This is a genomic window from Methylobacterium sp. Leaf399 (assembly GCF_001424525.1).
Lineage (GTDB): Bacteria > Pseudomonadota > Alphaproteobacteria > Rhizobiales > Beijerinckiaceae > Methylobacterium.
Map to the genome: position 1 here is coordinate 215,651 of NZ_LMQK01000031.1, position 17,822 is coordinate 233,472.

The window sequence follows — 17,822 nt, forward strand, 5'->3', positions numbered from 1 at the left end:
CGACCTCGGCCGCACACGCTCCGGCCCGGTCAAGCCCGAGCCGCCGATCCTGGACGCTGATCATCCTGCCGATGCGCCGTCGTCCAACGGCGCGACCGGTCGATCAGGCCGAAAGCTTCTTGCGGCCGTGAGCGCGGCGCGCGGCAATGACCTTGCGGCCGCCGGCGGTAGCCATGCGCGCACGAAAGCCGTGACGACGCTTCCGCACGAGCTTGCTGGGCTGGTAGGTTCTTTTCATCGCGCGATCTCCGACGGAACAGAGCCGGGACGGCGGACCCGAAAGGTCACGCGCGACATCCTGAGGCTCGCTCCAAGAATGTGTCTGCAAGCGCGAAGGGCGCCCACAAGGGGCGCGGCGTCGCGATGGCGCGGCTTATGGCGGAAGGGGGGGCTCAAGTCAATTCCGTTTCCCCGGCGGCGGACCCCTCGCGGGAACCTTCGGGCGAGCGCGCAGGTGAGGCCTTAACCCTCGGTTAACCATGCCGGTGGCACGATCGGGTCGTCCAGGGTTCTGGATGTGGAACGGGGTTTCCGGTCCGCTCGCGCGATGCCTCCTGACGACTCGACACATGCCGCCCACCCGAGGCGGCATTTTTTTGTCCGGCGCCCGCCCTGTCCCTTAACGTTAACACACGGTTAGCGACGCGCCGGGGCGCGTTCGGCGCTAGGTTTGCCACATGGGCTGCAGCGGCAGGGGTCGCGTTCCATTTCGGAACGGCAACGATCCGGCCTTGGCACAGGGGGCACCATGAACGGGTTCGACGTCACCTTCCGGGACGAGCGGGACTGGGTCGATTTCGGGACGACCTACCTGGCCTCCGAGGCGTTCAAGGGGCTGTTCCGCGAGGGCATGGCCATCGTCGAGGAAGCGGCGGCCTATCTCGACGGGCAGGGCCGCGAGGAATCGCGCCTGCTGTCGCGGGACGGCACCCTCGCCTACGCCAGCGAGAGCATGCGCCTCACCACCCGCCTGATGCAGATCGCCTCCTGGCTCCTCGTGCAGCGCGCCGTGGCCGAGGGCGAGATCAGCGCCTCCCAGGCGATGCAGGAAAAGACCCGCGTGCGGCTGACCACGCCCGACCTGCCGCGGGCCGATGCCGGGACGCTGCTGCCGACGCGCCTGCAGGACCTCATCGTGCGCACGCGCCGCCTCCATGCCCGCGTCCTGCACCTCGACGCGTTGATCTGCGACGACCGCCCGACGCCGGTCGCCCGCATCAGCCCGGTGGCGGCCCAGCACGACCTCCTGCGCACGACCTTCAACACCGCGCACTGATTTGGCGGCCGAACGAAAACAGGCGGTGCCCCGTGTCGGGCACCGCCTGTTTTCGCCGCCCGGTCCAGCAGGAGCGGGAAAGGCCTTACTTCTTGCCGAACGAGAGGCTGCCGAAGCGCGAGTTGAAGCGCGACACGCGACCGCCGCGATCGAGCATCTTCTGCTCGCCGCCGGTCCAGGCCGGGTGCGTGTTGGGATCGATGTCGAGGTTGAGGGTGTCGCCCTCCTTGCCGTAGGTCGACCGGGTCATGTAGTCCGACCCATCGGTCATCACGACCTTGATGAAGTGGTAGTCGGGATGCTCGGTACCCTTGGCCTTGTCGGCCGCACTCTTTGCCATGACGAAGTCCTTCAATAGCCACGCCGACCGGCCCGCCTGGCGGCCCGCGGCCATAGATCACGCGCAATCGGATGAAGCCGCGCCTATACCTCACCGCTCCGGAACGAACAAGCGGCCATCCGTGTCCGCTCGGCCGGGACGGCGGGATTTCGGTGTTCCGCGCCCGTCCCATGTCATATCCGTGGATCCTCCAGAGGCATGATGGCCCGTAAATCCGACCGCAGCTCCGGCCAGACCTCCGGCCAGGACAATCGTTCGAAGGCGCCCCTGGGGTCGTTGAAGCCGCTCGTTCCGTTCGCGGCGGTCTACCGCGGCCGGATCGTGGCGGCGTTCCTGGCGCTCCTCGTCGCCTCCGGTGCCACCCTGGTGGTGCCCATCGCCATGCGCCGGGTGATCGACCACGGCTTCTCGGCGGAGAACGCGCCCGTCATCGACGCCTATTTCGCCGGCCTCCTCGGCGTCGTGGCCGTGCTCGCGCTGTCGAGTGCCGCCCGCTACTACACGGTGGTGACGCTCGGCGAGCGTGTGGTGGCCGATCTGCGCAGCGCCGTCTTCCGCCGCCTGACGGTGCTGGACCCGGCCTTCTTCGACCGGTCGCAATCGGGCGAGATCATCTCGCGGCTGACCGCGGACGCGACGCAGGTCAAGTCGGTGTTCGGGATCTCGATCTCGATCCTCCTGCGCAACGCCTTCCTGTTCGTGGGCGCCGTCGTCATGATGGTCATCACCAGCCCGCGATTGTCGGTCCTCGTGCTCGTGGCGATCCCGCTCATCGTGTTTCCGCTGATCCTGTCGGGGCGCGGGGTGCGGCGCCGCTCGCGGGCCGCGCAGGACCGCCTCGCCGAGGCCTCGGCCTACGCCTCCGAGGCGGTGGGCTCGATCCGGACGATGCAGGCCTTCGGCATGGGCCGGACCACGGCCGGCCGCTTCGCGCAGGCCTCCGAGAACGCCTACGGGGCCGCCCGCGATTCGGTGCGGGCGCGCTCGCTCCTGACGGGGGTGGCGATCTTCCTCATCTCGTCGAGCGTCGTCGGGGTGATGTGGTACGGCGCGCAAGGGGTGCTGGCGGGCACCATGACCGCCGGCCAGCTCTCGCAGTTCGTGCTCTACGCCGTCTTCGGTGCCAGTGCGCTCGGCCAGCTCTCCGAGGTCTACGGGGAACTCGCCCAGGCGGCCGGTGCGGCCGAGCGGCTGGGCGAGATCCTGGCCGCCGAGCCGGTGATCCGCGCGCCCGACGCCCCCGTCGCGATGCCGTCGCCCTCGCGCGGCGAACTCGCCTTCGAGGCGGTGCGCTTCTCCTATCCGACCCGGCCCGAGCACGCGGCTCTCGACGGGATCGACTTTTCCGTGTCCCGCGGCGAGCGGGTCGCCCTCGTCGGCCCCTCGGGCGCCGGCAAGACCACGGTCCTGCAGCTCATCCTGCGGTTCTACGATCCGGTCTCGGGCTGCGTGCGCATCGACGGCGTCGACATCGCGAAGGCCGATCCGGACGCCTTGCGCCAGCGCCTGTCCCTGGTGCCGCAGGACCCGACGGTGTTCTCCGGCACGGTGTTCGAGAACATCGCCTACGGCCGGCCGAGCGCCACCGAGGCCGACGTCAGGCGGGCGGCCGAACTCGCCCATGCCGACGGCTTCGTCCAGGCCCTGCCGCAGGGCTACCACACCGTGGTGGGCGAGCGCGGCGTCACGCTCTCGGGCGGCCAGCGCCAGCGCGTCGCCATCGCCCGCGCGATCCTGAAGGATGCGCCGATCCTGCTCCTCGACGAGGCGACCTCGGCCCTGGACGCGGAAAGCGAGCGCGCGGTGCAGAGCGCCCTCGACACGCTGATGCGCGGGCGCACCACCATCGTCATCGCTCACCGCCTCGCCACGATCCGCTCGGCGGACCGCATCCTCGTCCTCGACGGCGGCCGCATCGTCGAATCGGGCACCCACGACAGCCTGCTGGCCGAGGGCGCGCTCTACGCACAGCTCGCCGCGCTCCAGTTCACCGATGCCCACGGCGACATCGCGCGGAGCCGGGCGGCGCAGGCTCTGCGCGCGGCGAGGCCGGCGGCGGAGTGAGGAGAGCCTAGCCGCGCAGTCGCGGGTCCCGTCAGTTCAGCCCGACCTGGCTCTTCGCGAAGACCACGTTGTTGAGGAACTGAACCGTGATGGCGCCGCTGCTGCGGCGGTCGTCCCAGAGCATCACCTCGACCTTGCCGAGGTCGGCCGACATCGTGGTGGTGGTCAGCGTCCCCCGGCACCCGATCACCGCCTCGACGCGTTCGAGCGGCATCCCGCGCTGGACCTGGTCGAAGCCCTCCCGCGTCACCGCGCATTGGGTTCGGTCGACGATCGGCCGGGGCGCGAAGGCGAAGGCGTCGGCGGTCTTCTCCGGTGCGGATGCGATGGGACCAGCGGGCACGGGCCGGTCGGAGGGCGGGATCTGCGCGCGCAGGCGGTCGCGCTCCCGTTCGAGGGCGGTGCGGCGGGCATCCTGCAGGAGACCGGCCCGGATCTCGGACTGCCTCGTCCGTTCCGCCTCGCTGAGGTCGGTCGTCGAGTCCGGCAACCGTTCGCCCGGCTCGCCCTCGGCGGCGGCTGAGGGCCGGACCCCGTCTCGGTTCCAGCGATCGCCCGGAGGACCGTCGCGGTTCGGTCGGCGCTGGCCCGTCGCCTGGGCGCCGGTCTTGGCGGCCTCGCTGCGGCCGGCGGCGATGATCTCCCGCAGGCTCTCCTCGATCCGCGCCGCGCCGCGCGCGATCAGTACCTCGTAGTCCCTGCGCATCGATTCCCGATTTTTACGGTGCGTGGTCCCTTCGACATTGCGCAGGAAGAGTTGTTCCTCGCAGTAGCCGTAGGCCGCCAGGACCTCGCGGATGTCGGCCTCCGACCAGTCCGCCGCCGGCTTCCCGAACAGGTCGACGCTCGCACTGCGACCGGCCTTCTGGGACGAGGCGACGTCGAGCCGGAGTTCCTTCAGGCGACCGTCGAGGATCTGCCGCTGGGCGTTGCAACCGCCGCGGTCGGACAGGTAGGTCGAGAACGAGTAACCGTCGGCGCCAAAGCAGAACAACGCCGACAAAAGACAACCCAGGGTCGCCAGCATGACCTGTTTCATGACGCTTCGACCTTGCCGCCGGCCATGACGACACCATGCGTCGAAACGATCGATCGGGAAATACCGCCCGGTATCGGTTCGCTCATCCCATGCATCGGGAGGCGATGACGCGCCCTCGCGTCGAACCCGCCGCCGCAGGGCGAGGGGGCGGCGGCGATCGGGGCGGGGCGGATCCTCATGCGAACAGGAGGTCTGACGTGGCGAGTTGGAGGGACGAGAGGCCGGCCATCGTGATCGTGTCGTCCACTCCCTCGAACGAGATCAGGAGGTCGCCGCCGGAGGCCGAGAACGAGAGATCCGCGACGGTATCGATGCCGGACCCGCGCAGGTCGATCCGGTCGGTCCCGGAGAGGAAGTCGAGGATGGTGTCGGCCCCGAAGTCGAAGGCGTCGTAGGTGAAGATGTCCCGGCCCAGCCCGCCGGTGAGACGGTCGTCTCCGCCGGCGCCCCGCAGGACGTCGTCGCCGGCCGCTCCCGACAGGGCGTTGACCGCGTCGTTGCCGAGGATCCGGTTGGCGAGGGCGTTGCCGGTGCCGTCGATGTCGGCGCTCCCGAGCAGGGTGAGGTTCTCGACGTTCGCCCCGAGGGTATGGGTGACGGCGCTGCGGACGCTGTCGGTTCCGGCGCTGGCGCCTTCACTGACCACGTCCGACAGCGAATCGAGGACATAGGTGTCGTTGCCGGCTCCGCCGACCATCGTGTCGGCACCCGCGCCGCCGTCGAGGAGGTTGGCGGCGCCGTTGCCGGTGATGACATTGGCAAGCCCGTTGCCGGTGGCATCGGCCGCCAGGCTTCCGGTGAGCGTCAACGCCTCGACGTGGTCGCTCAGCGTGTAGCTGGACGCCGTCAGGACCGTATCGGTGCCCGATGCCGCCGCTTCGGTGACCACGTCCCCGGCGTTGTCGACCCGGTAGGTGTCGTTGCCGAGGCCGCCGGCCATCGAATCGGCTCCGAGGCCGCCGTCGAGGCTATTGGCGGCCCCATTGCCGAGGATGACGTTGGCCAGCGCGTTTCCGGTTCCGGCGATGGCGGCGGTGCCGACCAGGGTGAGGTTCTCCACGTTGAGGGCCAGGGTGACGCTGGCGGAGGACCGAACGGTGTCGGTTCCGCCGCCGGCCGCCTCGATCACCGCGTCGGCCGCCATGTCGACGAGATAGGTGTCGTCGCCGAGCCCACCGGCCATCCTGTCGCTGCCGGCGCCGCCGTCGAGGACGTTGGTGGCTGCGTTGCCGGTGATGACGTTGGCCAGCGCATTGCCGGTGCCGTCGATGGCGCCCGAGCCGGTGAGGGTGAGGTTTTCCACCTGCGCCGACAGCGTATGGCTCAGGCCGGTTTCGACGAGGTCGCTGCCGCCGCCGGCGAGTTCGACGACGACGTCGCCGCTGTCGTCGACCCGGTAGGTGTCGTTGCCCAGGCCGCCGGTCATGGTGTCCGCGCCCGCCCCTCCGTCGATGAGGTTGGCGCCGGCATTGCCGGTGAGGCGGTTGGCGAGGCCGTTGCCGGTGCCCGAGAGGGCCGTGACCCCGGTCAGGACCAGGTTCTCGACGAAGTCGGCCAGTACGAGGCTCAGCGCCGCCTCCACCGTGTCGATGCCACCTCCCGTCAGTTCCGTGACGACGTCGCCGCTATCGACGATGCGATAGGTGTCGTCGCCCAGCCCGCCCACCAGGGTGTCGGCACCGGCTCCGCCGTCGAGGGTATCGTTGCCGGCGTCGCCCGCCAGGGTGTTGGCGGCGGCGTTGCCGGTGATGCGGTTCGAGAGCGCATTGCCGGTACCGTCGACGGCGCCGGTCCCGGTGAGGGTGAGGGTCTCGATCTCGCCCGCGAGGGTCCATGTGATGGCCGAGAGGACCGTATCGATGCCCCCGCCCGCCGCCTCGGTGATCACGTCGCCGGCACCGACGCGGTAACTGTCGTTGCCCAGCCCGCCGATCAGGGTGTCGGCCCCGGCGCCGCCCTCGAAGGTGTCGTCGCCGCCCGCGCCGTCGAGGACGTTGGCCGCATCGTTGCCGGTGAGGAGGTTGGAGAGCGCGTTTCCGGTGCCGTCGATCGCAGCGCTGCCGGCGAGGGTCAGGGCCTCGACCTGTGCCGCGAGGGTCAGGCTGACGAGGGTCTCGACGGTGTCGGTGCCGCCCCCGGCGATTTCGGTGACGACGTCCCCGGCATCGTCGACCCGGTAGGTGTCGTTGCCGAGCCCGCCGGCCAGGGTATCGGCGCCCGCGCCGCCGTCGAGGAGGTTGGCGCCCGCGTTGCCGGTGACGAGGTTGGACAGGGCGTTGCCGGTGCCCGAGAGGGCGGCGGTGCCGCCGAGCGTCAGATTCTCCACGTTGTCGCCGAGGGTGTATCCGGTCGACGCCAGGACCGTGTCGGTGCCCTCGCCGGCGAGTTCCGTGGTCACGTCGAGGGCGGAGTCGACCCGGTAGATGTCGTTGCCCGCCCCACCGGCCATGGTGTCGGCGCCCGAGGCCCCGTCGAGGGTATTGGCGGCCCCGTTGCCGACGAGACGGTTGGCGAGGGTGTTGCCGGTTCCCGAAATCGCCAGGCTGCCGGTGAGCGTCAGGTTCTCGACGAAGGCGGAGAGGGTCGCGGAAATGCCGGCCTGCACCGTGTCGGTTCCGCCCGAGGCCGTCTCGGTGACCATGTCGCCGGCGTTGTCGACCCTGTAGACGTCGTCCCCGAGCCCTCCCGCCATGCGATCGGCGCCCGCACCGCCGTCGATGAGGTTGGCCCCGGCGTTGCCGGTGATGGCGTTGGCCAGTGCGTTGCCGGTCCCGTTGACGGCGGCCGAGCCCAGAAGCTGCAGGTTCTCGAGGTTGGCCCCGAGCGTGACGTCGAAGGAGGCCTGTACGGTGTCGGTGCCCGCGGCCGCCGCCTCGATCACCACGTCCGCCACGGTGTCGATCCGGTAGGTGTCGTCGCCGAGCCCGCCCGCGAGGGTATCGCTGCCGGCGCCGCCGTCCAGGATGTTGGCGCCGGTGTTGCCGGTGATGAGGTTGGCGAGCCCGTTGCCGGTGCCGTTGATCGCCGCCGACCCGGCCAGGGTCAGGGCTTCCACCTCGCCCGACAGGATGTATCCGACCGTCGCGATCACCGTGTCGGTGCCCTCGCCGGCGGCTTCGGTGACCACGTCGCCGGCCGCGTCGACCCTGAAGGTGTCGTCGCCGAGCCCGCCGACCAGCGTATCGGCGCCGGCGCCGCCGTCGAGGGTGTCGTTACCGGCGCCGCCGTCGATGCGATTGGCCGCCGTGTTACCGGCGATGGCGTTGGCCAGGACGTTGCCGGTGCCGGCGATGGCCGCGGCACCGACGAGGACGAGGCCCTCGATTGCGTCGCCGAGGGTGTAGGTCGCCGCCGCCTCGACCGTATCGGTGCCGCCACCGGCCGCCTCGGTGACAACGTCGCTCGCGCTGTCGATGCGATAGGTGTCGTTGCCCAGCCCCCCGACCAGGACGTCGTCGCCGGCGCCGCCGTCGAGGGTGTCGTCGCCGGCATCGCCCGTCAGCGTGTTGCCCGCACCGTTGCCGGTGATGCGATTGGCCAGCGCGTTTCCGGTCCCGCCGATGGCGGCGGAGCCCGTGAGCACGAGGTACTCGACCTGTGCGCCCAGGACGTAGCTGGCGGCGGCTTCGACGGTGTCGATCCCCCCCGCCGTGAGCTCGATGACGATGTCGCCGGCGCTGTCGACGCGGTAGGTGTCGTTGCCGAGGCCGCCGGCCATGGTGTCGTCGCCGGCCGCGCCGTCGACGAGGTTGGCGCCGCCGTTGCCGGTGATGAGGTTGGCAAGACCGTTGCCCGTGCCTGAGATGGCGCCGGTGCCGGTGAGCGTCAGGATCTCGACGTCGCCGCCGAGGGTGTGGCCGACGGATGCCTCGACCCGGTCGGTGCCGCCGTTGGACGCCTCCGTGACGACGTCGCCCAGGTTGTCGACCCGGTAGGTGTCGTCGCCGAGCCCGCCGGCCATGGTGTCGGCTCCGAGGCCGCCGTCGAGGCGGTTGGCCGCGGCGTTTCCGGTGAGGACGTTGGCCAGCATGTTGCCGGTGGCGTCGATGGCGGCGTTGCCGGTCAGGGTGAGGTTCTCGAGGTTGGCGAGCAGGACGTAGCCGACGGAGGCGGACACCGTATCGGTGCCGCCGTTGGCCAGTTCCGTCACCACGTCGCCGGTGGCGTCGACGCGATAGGTGTCGTCGCCCGCGCCTCCGGCCATGCGGTCGGCCCCGATGCCGCCGTCGAGGACGTTGGCGCCGGCGTTGCCGGTGAGCGTGTTGGCCAGGGCGTTGCCGGTGCCGTCGATGGCGGCGGTGCCGGTGAGCACCAGCACCTCGACCTCGCTGCCGAGGACGTGGCTTCCCGAGGACCGGACGGTGTCCGTCCCGCCGCCGGCGCCCTCGACGACGACGTCGTCGCCGTCGACGATGTAGGTGTCGTTGCCCGCGCCCCCCGCCAGGGTGTCGGTGCCGGTGATCCCGTCGAGGACGTTGGCGCCCGCGTTGCCGGTGAGCGCGTTGGCGAGCCCGTTGCCGGTCCCGGCGACGGAGGCGGTGCCGGTCAGCACCAGGTTCTCGAGGTTGAGGCCCAGCACGTAGGCGATACCGGCGCGCACGGTGTCCATGCCCGCCCCGGCCAGTTCCGTCACGGTGTCGCCCGTGGAATCGACGACGTAGACATCGTCGCCGAGCCCGCCGGTGAGCGCGTCGGCACCGGCGCCGCCGTCGAGGGTGTCGTTGCCCGCGCCGCCGTCGAGGACGTTGGCGGCGGCGTTTCCGGTGAGCAGGTTGGCCAGGGCGTTGCCGGTGGCGTTCACCGCCGCCGTGCCGGTGAGGGTGGCGTTCTCGATGTCGTCCGCGAGGGTGAGGCCAAAGGCGGCCAGCACCGTATCCGTGCCGCCGCCGGCCAGTTCCGTCACCACGTCACCGGCGTCGCCGAGGCGGTAGGTGTCGTCACCGGCGCCGCCGATCAGGGTGTCGTCGCCGATGCCGCCATCGAGGGTGTCGTTGCCCGCGCCGCCTGACAGGATGTTGGCCGCCTGGTTGCCGGTGATGAGGTCGTTGCCCGCGCCGCCGACGGCGTTCTCGATGAGGGATGCGACGTTCCCGGCGAACAGGAGGGCGTTGTAGAGGTTGGCGCGTGCGGACGGGCCGCCGAGATAGGCGATCTGGGCGGTCGACATCGTGCTGCCGGCCCCGGCGCCGAGGTCGATCGTCTGGTGGGTCGTGTAGTTGGAGAAGTCGTAGGTGTCGTTGCCGCCGCCGTCCCAGATGGTCCTGAACACGCGGTTGCCGGCCACCGCGTCCTGGGCGACCCCGTCGATGGACATGACGCCCGTGGTGGCGCTGAAGCTGTAGACCGTGTCGCCGGCCTGGGTGGTGTAGTCGGCGCCGTAGAGGGTCTGCAGGGCTGCGATGTCGAGCATCATCAGCGATTGGGCGTAGCCTATGGACTCGTTGCGATAGCCGGTGAGGGGCGCGCCGACGTAGGAGCGATAGGTCATCACCGAGTATTCCATCGCATCCATCGGGCGCGAGATCGCGCCGAACGAACCGGTGTCGTGGCCGTGCTTCAGGCCGAGGGCGTGCCCGATCTCGTGGAGGTAGGTGTGGTAGGCGTAGGTGCCCGCCACCGGCACGCTCCCGGCGATGTTGCCGAAGAAGACATCGCCCGACAGGCTCGACCCCGGCAGATAGGCGTAGGACGTCGAGGGCGCGCCCGAGTTCGCCAGCCGGATGTTGGCGTGGACGCTCGCGGTCTCGGCGATCTCCGTGAGGGCGAGGTTGGAGACGGCGGCGACGTTGGCCAGCACCGCCCGCGCGGCCGTCTGTTGCGCGGCCGTCAGCACGGCCATGCGGCTCGCCGCGCCCTGATCGTAGTAGCCGGTCCCGTAATCGTCATAGACGTCGGGGAACGACACCGTGAGCGCGGTCCCGGCCCACTTCGTGCCGTACAGCAGGCCGTTGACGTCGACGTCGGCGGTGCGTGACACGGACGTGAACGTCGCCGTGCCGGACGCCTCCGACGCGGTGGCGGTGGTGCCGCTTCCCGATCCCAGGGCATAGGCGACCGTCGGGTGGGTCTGGCCGCAGAATACGCACATCGCAAGAAACCCGGAACCGTGGACGGTGCCGACGATGCGGATCGGGGTTTGACGAAGTGTTCCAAGCGGGCTTGCCGCCGCGAAAGGGTCGCGCCGGGCCGTCCTTAACGCGTCGTTACCCTATCGAAGTGTGAACCGCGCCCGCGCATCCTCGCGATCCGTTATCCACGAGCGGCCGACGGAGGCCGTGCCGGTCCTTCGGGGTCAGCGACACCGCCACAGGAGACCCACCAGCGCCACGTTCGCGACGGCCAGGGTCGTGAGCAGCGCGAACACGCCTTCGGCGCCGCCGTGGGTCAGGACGAAGGCGCCGACGAGGGGGGCCGCCGCCTGGGCCATCAGCCCCGGCCGTGCCAGCAGCCCGATCAGGGGGGCGTAGCGCTCCGGGCCGAACAGCACGAGCGGCACCGTTCCGCGGGCGATCGAATAGATGCCGTTGCCGGCGCCGTAGAGCACGAGGGCGAGGCCCACGAAGGGCACCTCCACCGCCAGCAGGGCGATGCCGACCGCGACGAGGCTCATGGCGGCGGTGAGCGTCCAGAGCGGATGGTGGCGGCCCCGGCCCGCCATCTCCAGTAGCCGGGCACCGACCTGGGCCGGGCCGATCAGCGCGCCGAAAGCCACGGCCGAGGCTAGCGGCACCGCGCGCGCCTGGAGCAGGGTGAGGAGATGGACCGACACCATGGTCATCACCGTGCCGCCCAGGACCAGGATGCCGGCCATCACGACGAAGGCCCGGCGCTCGCGCTCCGCCAGGACCGGGACGGGCTTCTGCCGGACGTCGGGGCCCGGCGCCGGGGTGGCCGGCGGGGGGATCGTCGACAGGACCAGGGGCAGCGACACCGCCAGTTGCAGCCCGGCATAGGCGAGGCAGGTTCCCCGCCAGCCGATCGCCTCGACGAGGAGGGCGGAGAGCGGCCAGCTCACCGTGCTGGCGAAGCCTCCCCACAGCGTGAGGGTCGCGATCGCGGGACGCGCCTGCGCACCGTAGAGGCGCCCGAGGGTGGCGAAGGCCGGGTCGTACAGGCCCATCCCCATGCCGAGGCCGAGGAACAGCCAGGCCAGGAGGAAGACGGTCAGATTCGGGGCCAGCGCGAGCACGACGAGGCCGGTCGCCATCGCCACCGCAGCGGAGGCCAGCACCGGGCGCCCGCCATGGCGCGCGATAGTCCGGCCCACGGTCGGCGAAACCAGGCCAGCCACGAGCAGGCCCGCCGACAGGCCGCCCACGATCCAGGTCAGGGGCCAGCCGGTGTCGGCGGCGATCGGCGTCGCGAGCACCCCGAGGAGATAGAACGACGACCCCCAGGACAGGATCTGGACGATTCCGAGCGCGGAGATGACCGGCCAGCGTCGGCTACCGTCCATGAATGACCCGTTATTGCGGCCCCAGGATCGGCAGCCAGAGGGCGAGGGCCGCCAGGGTCACGAGCAGGACCGGCGGCGTGATGACGAGGCCGACCTTCATATACTGCCCCCAGGTGATGCGCTGCCCCTTGGTGGCCAGAACGTGCAGCCAGAGCAGGGTGGCGAGGCTCCCGATGGGGGTGAACTTCGGCCCGAGGTCGCAGCCGATGACGTTGGCATAGACCATCAGCTCTCGGGTGAGGGGCGCGAGGTCGGGGGCCTGCTGGATCGCCAGGGCGCCGACGAGGACGCTCGGCATGTTGTTCATCACCGAGGACAGGATCGCGGCGGCGAAACCGGTGCCGATGGTCGCCACCGTGTCGCCCTGGCCGGCGAGCCGCGCCAGGCCCTGGGCCAGGATGTCGGTGAGCCCGGCGTTCTTCAGCCCGTAGACGACGAGGTACATGCCGAGGCTGAACAGCACGATCTGCCAGGGAGCGCCGGCCAGCACCTTGCCGATGGCGATGACGCCGCCGTTGCCCCCGGAGAACCAGCGCCCGGCCAGCGCCAGCATCAGGAGCGCCCCGGCTCCGGTGACGACGGAGACCGGTACTCCAAGCGGCGCCGTGACGACATAGGCCGCCAGCAGGACGGCCAGGAGCGGGAAGGCCGCCTCGAACACCAGCGGGTCGCGGATCGCCTCGCGCGGGGGCTCGAGGTCGGCGATCCGATAGGTGGCCGGCAGGTCGCGCCGGTAGAACAGCCACAGCACGACGAGGGTGGCCGCCAGGGAGACGAGGTTCACGGGCACCATCACCGCGGCGTAGCGGCTGAAGGAGATCGAGAAGAAGTTCGCGCTGACAATGTTGACGAGGTTCGAGATCACGAGGGGCAGGCTGGTGGAATCGGCCACGAACCCGCAGGCGACGATGAAGGCCAGCGCGGCGGCCGGCTTGAAGTCCAGCCGCAGCAGGATGGCCAGGACGATCGGGGTCAAGAGCAGGGCGGCCCCGTCGTTGGCGAAGACCGCCGCGATCGCCGCGCCGAGCAGGATGACGAGGGGGAACAGGAGCCGGCCGCGACCGCCGCCCCAGCGGGCGATGTGCAGCGCCGACCAGTGGAAGAACCCGGCCTCGTCGAGGAGCAGCGAGATCACGATCAACGCCACGAAGGTGAAGGTCGCGTCCCAGACGATGTCCCATACCACCGGCACGTCGGACAGGCCGATGACGCCGGTGGCCAGGGCGACGCCGGCCCCGGCCAGCGCGCTCCACCCGATGCCGAGGCCGTTGGGCTGCCAGGCGAACCTGGGCTGCCAGATGACGAAGACGAGGGTCACGACGAAGATGGCGAGCGCGAGCATCGGGGCGGTGTCTTTGTCTTGTCCGGTCGTTGGCGATCAGGCGGTGGCGACGGTCCGGCCGTGCTCGTCGACGACGCGCTCGCCGTCCTCCTTGACGAACGCGCCCCGTTGCGGCGGCAGGAGGTCGAGGACCCGTTCGGACGGGCGGCACAGGGCGACGCCGTTCGGGCTGACGACGAGGGGTCGATTCATCAGGATCGGGTGCTCGCCGATGGCATCCAGCAGCCGGTCGTCTCCGAGCCCCGGATCGGACAGGCCGAGCTCCGCAAAGGGCGTACCCTTCTCGCGCAGGAGATCGCGCACCGACATCCCGGCGCGATCGACGAGCTGGCGCAGCAGCGCCCGCGTCGGCGGGGTCTTCAGGTACTCGATCACATGCGGCTCGATACCGGCGTTGCGGATCATCGCCAGGGTAATGCGCGAGGTGCCGCACGCCGGGTTGTGGTAGATGACGACGTCCATCACGCCACCTCCGGCCGGGCGGCGGTGGCGCCGGACTGATGGCCGATCTCGCGGACTTTCGACGACAGGGCCACGGCGTCGAGGCTGGCGATCGGAAGGGCGAGGAAGGCGGAAATCCGGTTCTTGAGGTAGCGTTGGGCGGTGACGAAGGCGGCCTTCTTCTGGAGGTCGGTGCCCTCGGCGGCGGCGGGGTCCTCGATACCCCAATGGGCGGTCACCGGCTGGCCGGGCCAGACCGGGCAGGATTCGCCGGCGGCGCTGTCGCAGACCGTGAACACGAAATCCATCCTTGGCGCGTCGGGCGTCGCGAACACGTCCCAGGGCTTCGAGGCGAGCCCGTCGGTGGGATAATCGGTCTCGCGCAGCACCTGGAGGGCGATCGGGTTGACGACTCCCTTGGGCCGGCTGCCGGCGGAATAGGCCATGAAGCGGCCCGCGCCTTCCTTGGCGAGCATGGCTTCCGCCAGGATCGAACGGGCGGTGTTGCCGGTGCAGAGGAACAGGACGTTGTAGACGCGATCAGGCATGGACGATCTCCCCAGACGGTGTGCAGCAGGCGTCGAGTGCGGTGACGGCGGGCGCGCAGACCTCCGGCCGGCCCTGGCAGCAATCCCTCATCAGGAAGGCGATCAGGCCCGACAGGGCCGGATAGACGGCGCTGTAGATGATCGACCGGCCCTCGCGGCGGGATGCGATGAGGCCGGCGTGCTCCAGTTCCTTGAGGTGGAACGAGACGTTGGAGGAGGACACGCCGATCCCCTCGGCGATGAGGCCGGCCGCCAGCCCCTCCGGGCCGGCGGTGACCAGCGCCCGCACGATCCTCAGGCGGCTCTCCTGCGACAGGGCCGCAAAGGCGGTGAGGGCTTGCCGTTCCGCCATCATCGATTCAATATCTCAATCATCATTGAACTATAAAAGAAAGCGACGCCGTGGACAAGCCCCGACCGACCTTCCCCCGACCGACCTCCGCCGACGGCCTGCCGAACCTCAGCGAGGCGCATTTCGCGGTGCCGACGCCCCAGACCCTTCGGGTCGATGCGCCCTTCACGCATGCGCCGCGGTTCCTGATCCTCTACGGCAGCCTGCGCGAGCGTTCGTTCAGCCGGTTCCTCGCCCACGAGGCGGCTCGCCTCCTCGAGCGGATGGGGGGCGAGGTGCGGATCTACGACGCGCACGGCCTGCCGCTGCCGGACGATTCGGCTGCCGACCATCCCAAGGTGCAGGAACTGCGTGCGCTCTCGATCTGGTCGGAGGGCCAGGTCTGGGTGAGCCCGGAGCGCCACGGCACCCTCACCGGCGTCATCAAGAGCCAGATCGACTGGCTGCCACTCAGCGAGGGCAGCGTGCGGCCGACGCAGGGGCGGACCCTGGCGGTGATGCAGGTCTCGGGCGGTTCGCAGAGCTTCAACGCGGTCAACGCCCTGCGCGTGCTCGGGCGCTGGATGCGGATGATCACCATCCCCAACCAATCCTCGGTGCCGATGGCCTACAAGGAGTTCGACGAGGCCGGTCGCATGAAGCCGGGCCCCCTCTACGAACGCGTCGTCGACGTCTGCGAGGAACTCATGAAGTTCACGCTGCTCACCCGCGAACGGGCCGACTACCTCGTCGACCGCTACAGCGAGCGCAAGGAACGCGAGCCCGAGCGACTGGCGGGGGTGGCGGCCGACGTCGGGTTCGTCAAACGATAGGGTGGACGATGCCCCGGCCGGGGCCCGGCGTCATGCCGGCGCCACCGTCGCGGTGGCGGCCCCTCCGCCCGGGACGACCGCCCCGCGATCCTGATGAGATCCTTATGGGATCGCCCTCGACTCCCTCTCGAACCCTCACGCGGTTCGCGTCCACATAGTCCGACGAGCGCGGCCGGTCATGGCACCGGCCCTCGACCGACAACGGACGCATCATGCCCGACATCGTCTTCATCGCCGCGGGGCTGGCCTTCTTCGGCCTGGCCGCCGCCTACGCGACCTTCTGCGAACGCCTGTGAGGGACGCGCCATGACGCTCGACCTGACGCTCGGCGCCCTCGTGACCCTGGGGCTGCTCGGATACCTCACCTACGCCCTCGTCCGCCCCGAGCGGTTCTGAAGGAACGGCTCCCAAGGAAGACTTGCCATGACAATCAACGGCTGGATCCAGATCGCGCTGTTCTGCGCGGTCGTGCTGGCGCTCGCCCGCCCCCTCGGCGGCTACATGACCCGCGTGTTCACGGGCGAGCGCACCTTCCTCTCGCCCGTGCTCGCCCCCGTCGAGCGCGGCCTCTACCGCGCCGCCGGCATCGACGCCGATCAGGAGCAGCACTGGCTGACCTACGCGCTGGCCATGCTCGCCTTCCACGCCCTCGGTTTCCTGAGCCTCTACGCGCTGCTGCGCGTCCAGGCGGCGCTGCCGTTCAACCCGGACGGGCAGTCGGCGGTCGCGCCCGACCTCGCCTTCAACACCGCGGCGAGCTTCGTCACCAACACCAACTGGCAGTCCTACGGCGGCGAGACGACGCTGTCGTACCTCGCGCAGATGCTGGGGCTGACCCACCAGAACTTCCTTTCGGCGGCCACCGGAATCGCGCTCGCCGTCGCCCTGGTCCGGGGCTTTTCGCGGGCGTCGGCCACGACGGTGGGGTCGTTCTGGGTCGATCTCACCCGCACCGTCCTCTACGTGCTGCTGCCGCTCTGCATTCTCTACACCCTGTTCCTCGTCTCCCAGGGCGTCCCGCAGACACTGGGCGGAGCCGTCGAGGTGACGACCCTCGAGGGCGCCAGGCAGACCATCGCGGTCGGGCCGGTGGCGAGCCAGGTCGCCATCAAGATGCTCGGCACCAACGGTGGCGGCTTCTTCAACGTCAATGCCGCCCATCCGTTCGAGAACCCGACGGCGCTTTCGAACTTCATCCAGATCGTGTCCATCTTCGCCATCGGCGCTGCGATGACGAACGTCTTCGGCCGCATGGTCGGCGACGAGCGCCAGGGCTGGGCGATCCTTGCCGCCATGGGTGTGCTGTTCCTGGCCGGTGTCAGCGTCGTCTACTGGGCCGAGAGCGCGGGCAGCCCCGTCCTCAACTCGTTCGGGCTCACCGGCGGCAACATGGAGGGCAAGGAGGTCCGTTTCGGCATCGTCGCCTCCGCCCTGTTCGCGGCGGTGACGACGGCGGCGTCCTGCGGCGCCGTCAACGCCATGCACGACTCGTTCACGGCGCTGGGCGGCATGATCCCTATGATCAACATGCAGCTCGGCGAGATCATCGTCGGCGGCGTCGGCGCCGGCCTCTACGGCATCCTGGTCTTCGTCGTCGTGACGATCTTCGTGGCCGGCCTGATGGTGGGGCGCACGCCGGAATACCTCGGCAAGAAGATCGAGGGCCGCGAGGTCAAGATGGCCATGCTCGCCATCCTGTGCCTGCCCCTGATGATGCTCGGCTTCACCGCACTCGCCACCGTGGTCGCGGCCGGGCTCGCCGGCCCGGCCAATGCGGGTCCGCACGGCTTCTCGGAAATCCTCTACGCCTTCACCTCGGCGGCGGCCAACAACGGCTCGGCCTTCGGCGGGCTGAGCGCCAACACCACCTTCTACAACGCGACGCTCGGCCTCGGCATGCTGTTCGGACGGTTCTTCGTGATCGTGCCGGCGCTCGCCATGGCCGGGTCGCTCGCCGCCAAGACGACCGTGCCGGCCTCCGCGGGGACGTTCCCGACCCATGGCGGCCTGTTCGTCGGGCTGCTGGTCGGCGTGATCCTCATCGTCGGCGGGCTGACCTTCTTCCCGGCCCTGGCGCTCGGGCCCATCGTCGAGCACCTCGCCGGCGGCCTCGGCCAGACCTTCGCAGTTGGAGGCTGAGATGCGTCACGCC

At 70.2% G+C, this 17,822-nt stretch carries 14 protein-coding genes; 5 read left to right on the forward strand and 9 right to left on the reverse strand.

Going from position 1 to position 17,822, the window contains the following annotated elements; all coding sequences use genetic code 11:
* Positions 1-103: 103 nt before the first annotated feature.
* Positions 104-238: a 50S ribosomal protein L34 gene (gene rpmH, locus ASG40_RS20755; protein ID WP_055947927.1), complete on the reverse strand. Its 135-nt coding sequence runs from the start codon at positions 236-238 to the stop codon at positions 104-106.
* Positions 239-748: 510 nt separating this feature from the next.
* Between rpmH and rcdA the strand changes: the two genes are divergently transcribed.
* A complete protein-coding gene (rcdA, locus tag ASG40_RS16065; protein WP_055888008.1) occupies positions 749-1,276 on the forward strand; it encodes a protease adaptor protein RcdA in 528 nt (175 codons plus the stop codon).
* Positions 1,277-1,361: 85 nt separating this feature from the next.
* Here the strand turns inward: rcdA and rpmE are convergent, their stop codons facing one another.
* The gene (rpmE, locus tag ASG40_RS16070; protein WP_055888117.1) at positions 1,362-1,616 is read right to left on the reverse strand and encodes a 50S ribosomal protein L31; all 255 of its coding nucleotides are present in this window, start codon (positions 1,614-1,616) and stop codon (positions 1,362-1,364) included.
* Positions 1,617-1,817: 201 nt separating this feature from the next.
* On the opposite strand from rpmE, the gene ASG40_RS16075 reads away from it, so the two are divergent.
* Positions 1,818-3,680, forward strand: coding sequence for an ABC transporter transmembrane domain-containing protein (locus ASG40_RS16075; RefSeq protein WP_055888118.1), 1,863 nt, complete (start codon positions 1,818-1,820; stop codon positions 3,678-3,680).
* Positions 3,681-3,711: 31 nt separating this feature from the next.
* Here the strand turns inward: ASG40_RS16075 and ASG40_RS16080 are convergent, their stop codons facing one another.
* The 7 genes from ASG40_RS16080 to ASG40_RS16110 all read right to left on the reverse strand — a co-directional run bounded on the left by ASG40_RS16080 (position 3,712) and on the right by ASG40_RS16110 (position 14,858).
* Positions 3,712-4,719, reverse strand: coding sequence for a hypothetical protein (locus tag ASG40_RS16080; protein WP_055888011.1), 1,008 nt, complete (start codon positions 4,717-4,719; stop codon positions 3,712-3,714).
* A 175-nt stretch (positions 4,720-4,894) separates the two neighbouring features.
* A complete protein-coding gene (locus tag ASG40_RS16085; protein ID WP_055888020.1) occupies positions 4,895-10,807 on the reverse strand; it encodes a M10 family metallopeptidase C-terminal domain-containing protein in 5,913 nt (1,970 codons plus the stop codon).
* 204 nt (positions 10,808-11,011) lie between these two features.
* Positions 11,012-12,175 carry an MFS transporter gene (locus ASG40_RS16090; protein ID WP_055888023.1) on the reverse strand — a complete coding sequence of 388 codons (1,164 nt, stop codon included), beginning with the start codon at positions 12,173-12,175 and terminating at the stop codon, positions 11,012-11,014.
* Between the two features lie 10 nt (positions 12,176-12,185).
* Complete coding sequence (locus ASG40_RS16095; RefSeq protein ID WP_055888025.1) at positions 12,186-13,517, reverse strand: arsenic transporter; 1,332 nt, start codon at positions 13,515-13,517, stop codon at positions 12,186-12,188.
* A gap of 36 nt (positions 13,518-13,553) precedes the next feature.
* Entirely contained in the window at positions 13,554-13,979 is a 426-nt protein-coding gene (gene arsC, locus ASG40_RS16100; RefSeq protein WP_055888028.1) for an arsenate reductase (glutaredoxin), read from the reverse strand.
* On the reverse strand, positions 13,979-14,506 hold the full coding sequence (locus ASG40_RS16105) for an arsenate reductase ArsC (protein ID WP_055888030.1): 528 nt from the start codon (positions 14,504-14,506) through the stop codon (positions 13,979-13,981). The genes arsC and ASG40_RS16105 overlap by 1 nt, the downstream gene beginning before the upstream one ends.
* Positions 14,499-14,858 (reverse strand): ArsR/SmtB family transcription factor, encoded by a 360-nt coding sequence (locus ASG40_RS16110; RefSeq protein WP_443136627.1) that lies wholly within the window; start codon positions 14,856-14,858, stop codon positions 14,499-14,501. Before ASG40_RS16110 ends, ASG40_RS16105 begins: the two co-directional genes overlap by 8 nt.
* A gap of 50 nt (positions 14,859-14,908) precedes the next feature.
* On the opposite strand from ASG40_RS16110, the gene arsH reads away from it, so the two are divergent.
* The 3 genes from arsH (at position 14,909) to kdpA (ending at position 17,809) form a co-directional block, all read left to right on the forward strand.
* Positions 14,909-15,670, forward strand: a complete 762-nt coding sequence (gene arsH / locus ASG40_RS16115; protein ID WP_055888032.1) for an arsenical resistance protein ArsH — start codon at positions 14,909-14,911, stop codon at positions 15,668-15,670.
* Positions 15,671-15,976: 306 nt separating this feature from the next.
* Entirely contained in the window at positions 15,977-16,066 is a 90-nt protein-coding gene (locus ASG40_RS16120; RefSeq protein WP_036267122.1) for a K(+)-transporting ATPase subunit F, read from the forward strand.
* A gap of 27 nt (positions 16,067-16,093) precedes the next feature.
* Positions 16,094-17,809: a potassium-transporting ATPase subunit KdpA gene (kdpA, locus tag ASG40_RS16125; RefSeq protein WP_055888034.1), complete on the forward strand. Its 1,716-nt coding sequence runs from the start codon at positions 16,094-16,096 to the stop codon at positions 17,807-17,809.
* Positions 17,810-17,822 lie beyond the last annotated feature (13 nt).